Source organism: Streptomyces sp. AM25 (assembly GCF_058146165.1).
Genome location: NZ_JBKIWN010000004.1, coordinates 1 through 12,868 on the forward strand (window position 1 = coordinate 1; position 12,868 = coordinate 12,868).

The window sequence follows — 12,868 nt, forward strand, 5'->3', positions numbered from 1 at the left end:
ACAGGGCCCCTGATCTCCAACTGAAGGGCACGCGCCGGAGTCGCAAATCGAAACAGCCCCGCGCCCCTTACGGGGCGCCTGGGCGCGCCGCCCCTTACGGGGCAACCCGGCACTGGACGTGCCGGGTTACTCACCCGTAACGTCAGACACATGTCCACGCACCCCTTCGATCCCCGTGATCCGCTCGGGATCGACGACCTCCTCTCCGACGAGGACCGCGCCATCCGGGACGCCGTCAGGCAATGGGCGGCGGATCGCGTGCTGCCGCACGTCGCGGAGTGGTACGAGAGCGGCGAGCTCCCCGTCGTCCGTGAACTCGCCCGTGAGCTGGGCGCCCTCGGCGCCCTCGGGATGCAGCTCGAGGGATACGGCTGCGCCGGTGCCACCGCCGTCCAGTACGGGCTGGCCTGCCTGGAGCTGGAGGCCGCCGACTCAGGCATCCGCTCCCTCGTCTCCGTGCAGGGCTCCCTCGCCATGTACGCGATCCACCGCTTCGGCTCGGAGGAGCAACGGCGGCGCTGGCTGCCGGAGATGGCCTCCGGCCAGGTCATCGGCTGCTTCGGGCTCACCGAGCCCGACCACGGCTCGGACCCGGCCGGCATGCGCACCCACGCCCGGCGGGACGGCGGCGACTGGGTGCTCACCGGCCGCAAGATGTGGATCACCAACGGCTCGGTCGCCGGGGTGGCCGTCGTCTGGGCGCAGACCGACGAGGGCATCCGGGGCTTCGTCGTCCCGGCCGACAGCCCGGGCTTCTCGGCTCCGGAGATCCGGCACAAGTGGTCGCTGCGCGCGTCCGTCACCAGCGAACTGGTCCTGGACGAAGTGCGGCTGCCCGCCGACGCCGTCCTGCCGGGGGCGACCGGCCTGCGCGGTCCGCTCAGTTGTCTGAGCCATGCCCGCTACGGCATCGTCTGGGGCGCCATGGGCGCGGCGCGCACGTGCTTCGAGACGGCGCTCGACTACGCGGGCACCCGCGAGCAGTTCGGCCGGCCGATCGCCGGTTTCCAGCTCACGCAGGCCAAGCTGGCCGACATGGCGGTCGAGCTGCACAAGGGGATCCTGCTCGCCCACCACCTGGGCCGGCGGATGGACGCGGGCCGGCTGCGGCCGGAGCAGGTGAGCTTCGGGAAGCTCAACAACGTGCGCGAGGCGATCGAGATCTGCCGTACGTCGCGCACGGTCCTGGGCGCCAACGGCATCTCCCTCGAGTACCCCGTGATGCGGCACGCCACGAACCTGGAGTCGGTGCTCACGTACGAGGGCACCGTCGAAATGCACCAGTTGGTGCTGGGCAAGGCGCTCACCGGCATCGACGCGTTCCGGTGAGCACCCCGGCCCGGTAAGGGGCAGTCAGCTCTGGTTGCCGTGCCTTCCCGGGGGACACCCCCCGGACCCCCGGCCGACAACCGGTCCTGCCTAGCTCTGGTTGTAGAACCCCCCGCGCCGCGCCACCGGCTCCCCGCTGACCACCTGGTAGTCGGCGGGGGTGAGCAGGAACACGCGGGTGGCCACGCGCTCGATCGAGCCGCGCAGGCCGAAGGTCAGACCGGCCGCGAAGTCCACGACGCGCTTGGCGTCGTTCGGCTCCATGGCGGTGAGGTTGACGATGACCGGGACGCCCTCGCGGAAGAGCTCGCCGATGCCGCGGGCGTCCCGGAAGCCGTCCGGGGTGACCGTGGCGATCCGGGTGCCCTGCTCCTGCGCGACCTCGTCGGCCACCCGCACCTTGGGGTTGGTGACCCAGGAGTCGCCGGGCTCGGGCCCCTCGGCGTACTCGTCGTCGTAGTAGCGCTCTTCATCGCTGTCGTCGACGAGGCCTAGCCACGCACTCGCCTTGCGCACCGATCCCATGGACGCCTCCTCTCACACGCGGTGTGTTCCGCCCGCCCCTCTATGGTCGTCCATGATGCGGATGATGTGCCAAGTGGATGGCCGCCGAGCGGGGATTTCGTGACGCATCTGGTGCAAAGCGGTTGGCGGTGCGTCAGAAACTCCCGGAGTCGGCCGTAGGCGCTGGACCTGGGCATATGCGGTGTCGTCGGGGGGCGGGCGGGCCCCGGCCCGGTGTTCTGCCCCGGTGATTAGGATGCCCGGGCACATCGGCACCACACACGTCGCCACACCACGGGGGCACATTTTGTTCGGGATCATCAGGCCGTGCAGGCACCGCTTGTCCGAGGCGATGCGGACGGAGTGGATGGCTCATCTGTGCGGCCTCTGCCTGGCGTTGAAGGGAGATCACGGGCAAACAGCCCGGATCGCCACAAACTATGACGGACTGGTCATATCCATACTGGTGGAGGCGCGGTCGCCGCGCGCCGAGGGCGCCAACGCCTGGCGCCGTACGGCCGGTCCGTGTCCGCTGCGCGGCATGCGCAGCGCGTCCGTGGCGCACGGCGAGGGCGCGCGGCTGGCCGCGTCCGTCTCGCTCGTGCTGGCCTCGGCGAAGATGCGCGACCATGTCACGGACCGCGACGGGCTGTTGGCGCGGCGTCCGGTCGCGGCCGCGGCCCGCCGGGTGGCGGCCCGGTGGGACAGGGCCGGGGCGCGGACCGGATCGGCGCTCGGTTTCGACACGGCCGTTCTGGTGGACGCGGTCGAACGGCAGTCGGGCATCGAGGCGCTGGCCGGTGCCGGCACGCCGCTGACGGCGGTGACCGAGCCGACGGAGACGGCGACCGCAGCAGCCTTCGGCCACACGGCCGTTCTGGCCGGACGCCCCGCCAACAAGGCCCCGCTGGAGGAGGCCGGCCGGCTCTTCGGCCGGCTCGCGCACCTGCTGGACGCCGTCGAGGACCTGGCGGAGGACGCGCGCACGGGCGCGTGGAACCCGGTGGCCGCGACGGGCACGGACCTGGCCGAGGTGCGGCGGCTGTGCGACGACGCGGTGCACGGCGTGCGGCTGGCGCTGCGCGAGGCCGACTTCGGGAGCAGGGCGCAGGGCCGGCTGGCGCACGTGCTGCTGGTCCACGAGCTGGAGCGGGCCGTGGACCGGGCGTTCGGCGGCGGCAATGCCTGCGGACATGGCGGGCATTCAGGGTATTCGGTTCATTCCCATCATTCCGAACGGCAGGCTTCCTTCGGCCCGCCGCCGGTCATGCCGCCACCCGCCCCGCCGGAGCCGCCGCGCCGTGGTCCGCAGCGGGACCTGCTGTCGGGGTGCCTGGTGTGGACGGGGCTGTTCTGTACGTGCCAGGTGTGCTGCAAGGACCCCTACTTCGACCCGTGGACGGGTCAACCGCGGGAGGGGTGGTGCTACAAGTGCGACTGCTGCGACAGCTGTGATGGCTGCGGGGGCTGTGGTGACTGCTGCAACTGCTGTGAATGCTGCAGCAATTGTGGTGACGGATGCGACTGTGACTGCAACTGCTGTGACTGCTGAGCACTGAGGGGGAGTGCAGCGCCGGGGTCCGACGACCCCGGCCGCAAGGCGAAGGCAGCGCTGCGGGGAAGCCTCAACCCGTACAGGACGCCGACCACACCCGACCGAAGTCGATGTGGCTGCGCGTCACCAGCCGCTGCGTCGTTGCCATGCCCCCAGTGGAACAGCCTTCCGTTTCCGCGTCAACCGACGTAGCCTCGACGACGGGTCCGCGCTGAGGGGCGCGAGACCCGTGCGAAGGCAGCACCGTCCGTGTTCGATCCCCGTATCCACGGAGTGCCTTCGCATGCCTTCTCCCGCCCTGCCCGTCCCGTCGCTCGTCGTCGTCGGCGCGGGCCCGCGCGGCACCGGTCTCGTCGAACGGATCGCCGCCAACGCCCCCGAACTGCTCGGGAACCGCCCTCTCGACCTGCACCTCGTCGACCCGTACCCGCCCGGCTCCGGACGGATCTGGCGGCACGGCCAGTCGCCGCTGCTGTGGATGAACTCCATGGCCGGGGACGTCACGATGTTCACCGACGACACCGTCGGGACCGTGGGCCCGGTCCGCCCCGGCCCCTCGCTCGCCGAGTGGGCGGCGCAGGTCCGCGCGGGCGTCGCCGAACCCCCGGGCGATACCGAAGTCGCCGCCGAGGCCCGTGCGTTGACCCCGCAGAGCTTCGCCGGTCGGCGGCTGCAGGGCGCCTACCTCCGCTGGTTCCACCGGTCCGCGGTGGCCGCGCTGCCGCCCGGCGTCACCGTCCACGAGCACCGCCGCCGGGCCGTGCGGCTCTCCGGCCCGCGCGACGGGCGGCAACGCGTGTGGCTGGCGGGGCAGGACGAACCCCTGCTCGCCGACGCCGTCGTCCTCACCCTCGGCCACCTCCCCGCCCGGCCGGACCCGGAACAGCAGGAGCTCGCCGCCTTCGCCGCCGCACACGGACTCGTCCACCTGCCGCCCGAGTTCACCGCCGACAGCGACCTGAGCGGGTTACGGGCCCGGGAGCCCGTCCTCGTACGGGGCATGGGGCTCGCCTTCGTCGACCTGACGGTGCTGCTCACCGAGGGACGCGGCGGGCGGTACACCGACGACGGCACCGGCACCCTGACGTACCACCCCTCCGGGCGCGAACCCGTCCTGCACGTCGGCTCGCGCCGCGGGGTCCCGTACCGCTCGAAGACCGGCTACCGGTGGCAGGGGGAGCGGCCCCCGCTGCCCCGCTTCCTCGGACCGCCCGAGATCGAGCAGTTGCGCCACCGCACCGGCCCGTTGGACTTCGAGCGCGACGTACGGCCGCTCGTCGCCAAGGAGCTGGGCTTCGCCCACTACCACCGGCTCTTCACCGCCCATCCGGAGCGCACGCGCGTCAACTGGCCGGACTTCGAGGAGAAGTACGCGGCCTGCGAGCCCGGCAGCGCCGAACTCGACGTCCTCGTCGCCTCCTCCGTGCCCGACCCCGCCGACCGGCTCGACCTGGACGCCCTCGACCTGCCGCTGGCCGGGCTGCGCTTCCCCGATGCGGAAGCGCTGCAGGACGGCATGCGCGCGCACATCGCCGCGGACCTGGCACGGCGCCACGACCCCCGGTACAGCCCGGACCTGGCCGTCTTCCTCGCGCTGCTCTCCGTCCACGGGCAGCTCGCCCGCCTCGGCGACGCCGGGGAGCAGTGGCACGGCCTGTTCGACTACCTGGCGTCCGGCCCGCCCGGGCCCCGGCTGCGGCAGCTCCTCGCGCTCTCGCGGGCGGGCGTGGTGCGCTTCCTCGGCGCCGACGTGCGCATCACCGCCGATGCGGGGCGCGGGGTGTTCCGGGCCGGGAGCGCGAGCGTGCCGGGGCACGCGGTCGAGGCGCGGGCGCTGGTCGAGGCGCGGCTGCCTGCGGCCGGCGCAGGGAGACCGGTGGATCCGCTGCTGCGGGGGCCGGCGGGCGAAGTGGCCGTCGACGCCTCCGGGTTGCTCGTCGTCGGCCCGGACGACGGGCGGGTCGTGGGCCGGGACGGACGGCCGCACCCGCGGCGCTTCGCCCTGGGTCCGCACACCACGGCGCGGGCCCCGGCGTTCGCGCGGCCGCGCAGCGGATCGGCCGGGTTCCGGCAGAACGATGCGGTGGCGAGGGCGGTGCTGGGGGTGCTGACCGGGGGCGTCGCCCCGGGGCCGCCGGCCTGAAACCCCGATTTCTACACAGGAGTTCGCATGATGCATCTCGCCGTCGCCATCGACCAGCCCGGCACCACCGACCCCCGCCCCTACCTCCACGCCGCCCGTCTCGCCGAGCGCGGGCGGCTCGACTTCGTCACGCTCGGGGACGCCTTCGGGCCGCGCACCCCGCGGGAGTCCCGGATCGACGCGCTCGCCGTGCTGGCCCGCGTCGCGCCCGCGACCGAGCGGATCGGGCTCGTCCCCACCGTCACCACCACGCACACCGAGCCCTTCCACGTCTCCTCCGCCGTCTCCACCCTCGACTGGGTCAGCCGCGGCCGGGCCGGCTGGGCCGTCGACGTGTCGGGCGGCGAGACCGCCGCCCTGCTTTTCGGCCGGCGGCCCGCGGCGCCCGAGGACGCGCTGTGGCGCGAGGCGGACGCCGTCGCCGACGTCGTCGCCCGGCTCTGGGACAGCTGGGAGGACGACGCCGAGATCCGCGACCGGGCCACCGGCCGCTTCGTCGACCGCGACAAGCTGCACTACGTCGACTTCGACGGACCCGGGTTCCGCGTCCGCGGCCCGTCCATCGTGCCCCGGCCCCCGCAGGGCCACCCGGTCGTCGTCGTCGACGCCACCGCCGGGCCGTCGCGTGCGACCGCGGCCCGCCGCGCCGACGTCGCCCTGGTGCGGACCGGGCGGAACGGTGACGCCCGTCAACTCGCCGCCATCCGCGGCGAACTGCAGGCCCACGCCCGCTCCCACGGGCGTGACCCGCGCCGGCTCCGCGTCCTCGCCTCCGTGCCCGTCGCCCTGCACGCGGCCGCCGACGCGGTCGCGCTCGCGGACCTGGCCGCGCGCTGGTACGAGGACGGTGTCGTCGACGGCCTCCACCTCCGGCCCGAACAGCCCGGCCGCGACCTGCCGTTGCTCGTCGACGGCACCGTGGCCGTCCTCCAGCACCGTGGCCTGCTGCGCCGCTTCTACCCGGGCGGCACGCTCCGCGAGCACCTCGGACTGCCCCGCCCCGCCAACCGTTACGCACCGGCAAGGGAGACCGCATGACCCGCACCGCCCGCCGGCAGATGCACCTCGCCGTGCACTTCCCCGGCGTCAACAGCACCACCGTCTGGCAGGATCCGCGCTCCGGGAGCCAGATCGACTTCTCCTCCTTCGAGCACCTGGCGCGCACCGCCGAACGCGGCCTCTTCGACTTCTTCTTCCTCGCCGAGGGGCTGCGGCTGCGCGAGCACAAGGGCCGCATCCACGACCTGGACGTCGTCGGCCGGCCCGAGTCGATCACGGTGCTCAGCGCGCTGGCCGCCGTCACCGAACGGCTCGGCCTGGCCGCCACGGTGAACGCGACCTTCAACGAGCCCTACGAACTCGCCCGGCGCCTCGCCTCGCTCGACCACCTCAGCGGCGGGCGCGCCGCCTGGAACGTGGTGACCTCCTCCGACGCGTTCACCGGGGAGAACTTCCGGCGCGGCGGCTACCTCGACCGGGCCGACCGGTACGCCCGCGCCGCCGAGTTCGTCGCCACCGCCCGGGAGCTGTGGGGCTCCTGGACCCCGTGCGGGCGCGCGCGTCCCGTCGCCCACCAGGGCCCGCACTTCTCCGTCGCGGGGGAGTTCGACGTCCGGCGCAGTCCGCAGGGCCACCCCGTGGTCATCCAGGCGGGCGACTCGGACGAGGGCCGCGAGTTCGCCGCCTCGGCCGCCGACATCGTCTTCACCCGGCACGGCACCCTGGAGTCGGGCCGCGCCTTCCTGGCCGACGTCAAGCGGCGGCTGGGCGCGTACGGGCGCGGGCCGGACGAGTTGAAGGTCATGCCGGGGGTGACCTTCGTGCTCGGCGACACCGCCGCCGAGGCCCAGGAGCGGGCCGCGGAGATCCGCCGGCAGCAGGTCTCGCCGCAGAACGCGATCCTGGCGCTGGAGCAGGTCTGGGGCCGTGACCTGTCCGGCTACGATCCCGACGGGCCGCTGCCCGACGTCGACCCCGATCCCGGGGGCGAACTCGCCCAGGGGCGTGTGCGGATCGGCGATCCGCAGGCTGTCGCTGCGCAGTGGCGGGCGTTGTCGGAGGCCAAAGGACTGTCCATTCGGGAGACCGTCATCGAGACGTCCGGCCGGCAGTCGTTCGTCGGCACGCCGCAGGAGGTGGCGGCGCGGATGGACGAGTTCGTGACGCGGGGGGCCGCTGACGGTTTCATCCTCGTCCCGCACCTCACCCCGGGCGGGCTGGACGACTTCGTCGGCCGCGTGGTGCCCCTGCTGCAGGAGCGCGGGGCGTTCCGTACGGAGTACAGCGGCACGACGCTGCGCGAGCACCTCGGTCTTCCCGTCCCCGTATGCAACAGTTGACGGCCATGAGCACGACTGATGCGAAACAGCAGTGGGCTGCGTGGCGCGAGCACCGCGCCAGGACGGTGTCGGCGCCCTACGGGCCGCTCTCGCTGACCGGGACGTACTGGCTCGCCGACGCCCCCGACGGCCGGATCCCTGGCGTTCCGGGGCGCTGGACCGAGGATCCCGGGACCGGTGACGCCGTCCTGCTCACCGCCCTCGCCGAGGACGGACTGACCGTGAACGGCGAGCCGTTCGAGGGCTGGATCCGGCTCGGCCCCGACTCCTCGGCCGGTGCCGTGTGGGTCGCGCACGGCGAGCGCCGGCTGCTGGTGCTGCGGCGCGAGGGGCAGTGGGCGGTCCGCGTCTTCGACCCGCAGTCGGCGGCCCGGCAGACGTTCGCCGGAATCGACGCCTTCGACTACGACGAACGCTGGGTGCTGCCCGGGACGTTCCGGCCCTACGCGGGTGGGCGCACGGTCGTGCCGGTGGAGAACGCCGACGGGCGCGAACGGGGCCTGAGCCTGGCCGGTGAACTGGCCTTCGGCGGCGGGGAGTACACCCTGCAGGCCGGGGCCGAGGAGGACGGGTCGTTGTGGGCGGTCTTCGGCGACGGCACCAGCGGAAGGTCCACGTACCGCTTCCGGTTCCTGCGGCCGCCCGCGCCGGCGGCGGACGGCAGCGTGACCGTCGACTTCAACCGTGCTCACCTGCCGCCGTGCGCCTTTGCGGAGCACTTCATCTGCCCCTTCCCGCCACCCGGGAACACCCTGCCGTTCGACGTGCCGGCGGGGGAGCGGGACGTGGTGCGGTAGTTCGTCGGCCGGGGGTGGGCGGGGTCGGGTCGGGTCGCACGCGGGCGCGTCCGAAAGATGCTCTTGCGCCCCGTGGCTTCCGGCCCGAATACTCCCGAGCACAAGCGCTTGTCAGGGGCACGGCGAAAACGGAACGTGGTGTGCCTTTTGGCTGCGCCTCACGGTCCGTCCCACCGGCGGGCCTCCGACCCCCCACGGGAGGAAGAACGTGAGGATCAAGCGCCCGACCTCGGTGGCCGCCGTCGTCGGCGGCCTGCTCGCCGTCTCCGTCCTCACCGTCGGCAGCGCCCGCGCCGACGGTGCCTCCACGGCTGCGCACTCGGCAGCGCAGCTGTCCACGGTCAGTGCGGCCGTGGAGTCCGCGAACGTCGCGGGTACGGCCTGGGCCGTGGACCCGTCGACCAACACCCTCGTGGTGACGGCCGATTCCACCGTTTCGGCCGGTGACCTGGCCAGACTCAGACACCAGGAGGCGATACGCGTCGAGCGTGCCCCCGGGGTCCTCCGTACGCTCCTCGCCGGCGGCGATGCGATCTACGCGCCCTCGTGGCGTTGCTCCGTCGGCTTCAACGTCCGCAAGGGCAACAGCTATTACTTCCTCACCGCAGGGCACTGCACCCAGGGGAAGCCGCCCTACTACGCCGACGCGAACCACTCCACGAGCATCGGCCCGACCACCGGGACCAGCTTCCCCGGCACCGACTACGGGATCGTGCAGTACAGCAACGGGTCCCTGGCCCACCCCAGCGCCGTCGATCTCTACAACGGGAAGTCGCAGCGCATCACCTCCGCGGGCAGTGCCCGCGTCGGGCAGAGCGTCCAGCGCAGCGGCTCCACCACCGGAGTGCACGGCGGCAAGGTCACCGGGCTGAACGCCACCGTCAACTACGGCAACGGACAGATCGTGCGCGGCCTGATCCAGACCAACGTGTGCGCCGAGCCCGGCGACAGCGGCGGCGCGCTGTTCTCCGGCTCCACCGCCCTCGGCCTGACCTCCGGCGGCAGCGGCAACTGCCGCTCCGGCGGGACGACCTTCTTCCAGCCTGTCACCAAGGCGCTCAGCGCCTACGGGGTGAGCGTCTTCTGAATCCACGCTCCCCCCTCAGCCGTCTGACCGCGAGCGCGCTCCGCCCTTCCCCATCGCCTGCGGCCAGCAGCACAGAGCCCCCGGCCCCATGGGGCCGGGGGCTCGACCACGCCCGGGCGTGGGCATACCGTGGACGTATCACCTGACGTGTGACGGCAGGGGGCCGTGATGGTCGAAGACCTCGTGGTGGCAGTGGTGGCCGCGGGCTCCGTCGGGCTCGTGTATCTGATGGCGGCGGCCAGAGTGGTCAAACAGTACGAGCGCGGCGTGGTGCTGCGGCTGGGGCGGCTGCGCCCGGAGGTCCGGCAGCCGGGATTCACGCTGATCCTTCCCGCGGTGGACCGGCTGCGCAAGGTCAACATGCAGATCGTGACCATGCCCGTGCCGGCCCAGGAGGGCATCACCCGGGACAATGTGACCGTGCGCGTCGACGCGGTCGTCTACTTCAAGGTCGTGAACCCGGCGGAGGCCGTGATCGCGGTCGAGGACTACCGGTTCGCGGTCTCGCAGATGGCCCAGACCTCGCTCCGCTCGATCATCGGCAAGAGCGATCTGGACGATCTGCTCTCCAACCGGGAGAAGCTCAACCAGGGTCTGGAGCTGATGCTCGACAGCCCGGCCATCGGCTGGGGCGTGCAGATCGACCGCGTCGAGATCAAGGACGTCTCGCTGCCGGAGACGATGAAGCGCTCGATGTCCCGGCAGGCCGAGGCGGAGCGGGAGCGCCGGGCCCGGGTCATCAACGCGGACGCGGAGCTGCTGGCGTCGAAGAAGCTGGCGGAGGCGGCGGCGACGATGTCCGACCAGCCGTCCGCCCTGCAACTGCGGCTGCTGCAGACGATCGTGGCCGTGGCCGCGGAGAAGAATTCGACGCTGGTGCTGCCCTTCCCGGTGGAGCTGCTGCGCTTCCTGGAGCGGGCGGGGCAGGGCAACGGTGCGTCCTCGGTGGAGAGCGAGCACATCCCTGTCGAGGCGCCGCCCGCCGAAGCGGGAGGTGAGGAGGAGACGGGTATCGGGCACGCCTGAGCACCGTCAACCCTGCCGGCCCCGTACACCACGTGTGCGGGGCTCACTCATGTCTTCACCGGCGCACGTATAGATTTGCGCGCTACCGAAATTCGCCCTTGTGCACTCCCTCCTTCGCTCGGGACACTCGACGGACAACTTGGCATGGACGCGACCTCCTATCGGGGGTGCGGCTGTGTCGTTCGTCCTCCGGGCCCGGCGTCCGCGCGTGCGGCCCAACCCCCCACTGGAGGTGCCGAGTTGAAGAATCGTTGGCCGCTCGCGCGGGCCGCCCTCGGGGGCGCCGCCGCGGCCGCTCTGGCGGCCGCCACCCTCGCCCCGCAGCCCGCAGGGGCCGCTCCCCGCTCCGCCCCGGAGACCCTTTCCGCCACCTCCGCCGGGCAGCTCGCCACGGTGCTCGCAGGCCGCCTCAAGGGTGCGACGGCGGGTTCGTACTACGACACGAAGACCCACCGCCTCGTCGTCGACGTCCTCGACCCGGGCGCCGGGGACGCCGTCCGTGCGGCCGGGGCCGAGGCCCGGGCCGTGCGCTTCTCCCTGCCGCAACTCGACGCGGCGCGGCTGGAGTTGAGCAAGTCCGCCGCCATCCCCGGCACCGCCTGGGTGACGGACCCCAGACTGAACCGGGTCGTCGTGACCGCCGACCCCACGGTCACGGGCGACCGGATGGCGCAGCTGAACCGGGCCGTCTCCGGGCTCGGCGAGAAGGCCGTCGTGCGCAGAACGGCCACCAGGCTCACCCGGTTCATCGCGGGCGGTGACGGGATCTACGGCGCCAAGTACCGCTGCTCGCTGGGGTTCAACGTCACCAAGGGCGGCACCGCCCCCAAGTGGGGAGAGGCCTACTTCCTCACGGCGGGGCACTGCGGGGCGGTCGAGAAGAGCTGGTCCGACAGCAAGGGCGGCCGGCAGACCGGGGCCACCGAGGCCTACACCTTCCCGGGGCACGACTACGCCCTCGTCAAGTACACGGCGGATGTCCCCCACCCGAGCCAGGTGAACCTCCACGGGTTCCTGGGCACCGGCGGCGTCCAGGACATCAAGCAGGCGGCCGACGCCTATGTCGGCGAGGCCGTGCAGCGCAGCGGCTCCACGTCGGGGGTGCACGGCGGCAAGGTCACCGGACTCGACGCCACGGTCAACTACCAGGAGGGTACGGTCACCGGCCTGATCGAGACCAATGTCTGCGCCGAGGGCGGCGACAGCGGCGGTCCTCTCTACGACGAGCCGAAGGCCCTGGGTCTCACCTCGGGCGGCAGCGGCAACTGCACGATGGGCGGGACGACTTACTACCAGCCGGTGACGGCGGCCCTGGCCGCGTACGGCGTGCAGATCCCCTGAGCACGCCCCGGCCCCATGGACGCGGCCCCCGGACACACCTCCACGGTGTCCGGGGGCCGCTGCTCGTGCGGGCCGCCGCGTGTGCGGGACCGGTCAGAACTCGAAGACCGTGCCCTTCGCCGCCTTCATCTCGCACGGGTTGCCGAAGACCTTCTCGAAGTTCACACGCTGGCCTTCCCACACGCCCTGAGCGGTGACGACGACCGGGTTCCACTCCATGGTGCAGAGCACGCCCTCCTTGACCGTCGTCAGCTTCTCGAAGTCGCCGCCGGCGGACCGCAGATCGGCGCAGGCGGCCCTGGCGGCCGGGTGGGTGCCGCTGGGGCCCGGCGTGCAGTTGAGGGTGACCGCGCGCTGGACGCCGGCGGTGGCCGCGTTGTCGCCCTGGCCGACGGTCAGGACCAGAGCGGACGGTGCGTACAGGCTCTGGGTGTGCGCCCCGGTGGCGGGCGCTGCGCTCGCGGCCGTCGTACCGGCCGCCACCAGGCCGCCGCCCAGTGCCAGCGCGGCGCTCAGCGCGATCCCCCGAGTGATGTACCGCATTCCGAACACTCCCTTGTTTGCGGGTCAGATAACGGACGGCAGTCTTGCCCAAGTTGGGCATGAACGCACGCCGATCGAGCACTTTCAGTCGCCGAGTGAAAGCTCTCGGTAATTGGCTCGAAGTGGGGGGCGGAATGTCCCGGAAGGGGGTGCCGTGAAACATCGTGCTTACATCGGCGCCCGACTTGTATGGGAAAAGGGGGA

At 72.6% G+C, this 12,868-nt stretch carries 11 protein-coding genes; 9 read left to right on the top strand and 2 right to left on the bottom strand.

Features of this window, described 5'->3' with window-relative positions; translation table 11 throughout:
- The first annotated feature begins 150 nt into the window (after window positions 1-150).
- Window positions 151-1,329, top strand: a complete 1,179-nt coding sequence (locus tag ACLHRZ_RS06105; protein WP_490417228.1) for an acyl-CoA dehydrogenase family protein — start codon at window positions 151-153, stop codon at window positions 1,327-1,329.
- Between the two features lie 90 nt (window positions 1,330-1,419).
- Here ACLHRZ_RS06105 and ACLHRZ_RS06110 read toward each other — a convergent pair whose 3' ends face one another.
- A complete protein-coding gene (locus ACLHRZ_RS06110) occupies window positions 1,420-1,854 on the bottom strand; it encodes a cell division protein SepF (protein WP_490417229.1) in 435 nt (144 codons plus the stop codon).
- Between the two features lie 346 nt (window positions 1,855-2,200).
- On the opposite strand from ACLHRZ_RS06110, the gene ACLHRZ_RS06115 reads away from it, so the two are divergent.
- The 8 genes from ACLHRZ_RS06115 to ACLHRZ_RS06150 all read left to right on the top strand — a co-directional run bounded on the left by ACLHRZ_RS06115 (window position 2,201) and on the right by ACLHRZ_RS06150 (window position 12,121).
- Entirely contained in the window at window positions 2,201-3,385 is a 1,185-nt protein-coding gene (locus tag ACLHRZ_RS06115) for a DUF5685 family protein (protein WP_490417230.1), read from the top strand.
- 286 nt (window positions 3,386-3,671) lie between these two features.
- A complete protein-coding gene (locus tag ACLHRZ_RS06120) occupies window positions 3,672-5,531 on the top strand; it encodes an FAD/NAD(P)-binding protein (RefSeq protein ID WP_490417231.1) in 1,860 nt (619 codons plus the stop codon).
- A 27-nt stretch (window positions 5,532-5,558) separates the two neighbouring features.
- A complete protein-coding gene (locus ACLHRZ_RS06125) occupies window positions 5,559-6,569 on the top strand; it encodes an LLM class flavin-dependent oxidoreductase (RefSeq protein ID WP_490417232.1) in 1,011 nt (336 codons plus the stop codon).
- Complete coding sequence (locus tag ACLHRZ_RS06130; protein WP_490417233.1) at window positions 6,566-7,870, top strand: NtaA/DmoA family FMN-dependent monooxygenase; 1,305 nt, start codon at window positions 6,566-6,568, stop codon at window positions 7,868-7,870. The genes ACLHRZ_RS06125 and ACLHRZ_RS06130 overlap by 4 nt, the downstream gene beginning before the upstream one ends.
- Before the next feature lie 5 nt (window positions 7,871-7,875).
- Window positions 7,876-8,667: a DUF1684 domain-containing protein gene (locus ACLHRZ_RS06135; RefSeq protein ID WP_490417234.1), complete on the top strand. Its 792-nt coding sequence runs from the start codon at window positions 7,876-7,878 to the stop codon at window positions 8,665-8,667.
- A 208-nt stretch (window positions 8,668-8,875) separates the two neighbouring features.
- Window positions 8,876-9,754, top strand: coding sequence for a S1 family peptidase (locus ACLHRZ_RS06140; RefSeq protein ID WP_490417235.1), 879 nt, complete (start codon window positions 8,876-8,878; stop codon window positions 9,752-9,754).
- 168 nt (window positions 9,755-9,922) lie between these two features.
- Entirely contained in the window at window positions 9,923-10,780 is an 858-nt protein-coding gene (locus ACLHRZ_RS06145) for a slipin family protein (protein ID WP_490417236.1), read from the top strand.
- A gap of 240 nt (window positions 10,781-11,020) precedes the next feature.
- Complete coding sequence (locus tag ACLHRZ_RS06150; RefSeq protein WP_490417237.1) at window positions 11,021-12,121, top strand: S1 family peptidase; 1,101 nt, start codon at window positions 11,021-11,023, stop codon at window positions 12,119-12,121.
- Between the two features lie 93 nt (window positions 12,122-12,214).
- Here the strand turns inward: ACLHRZ_RS06150 and ACLHRZ_RS06155 are convergent, their stop codons facing one another.
- Entirely contained in the window at window positions 12,215-12,664 is a 450-nt protein-coding gene (locus ACLHRZ_RS06155; protein ID WP_490417238.1) for a subtilase-type protease inhibitor, read from the bottom strand.
- Between the last annotated feature and the right edge of the window lie 204 nt (window positions 12,665-12,868).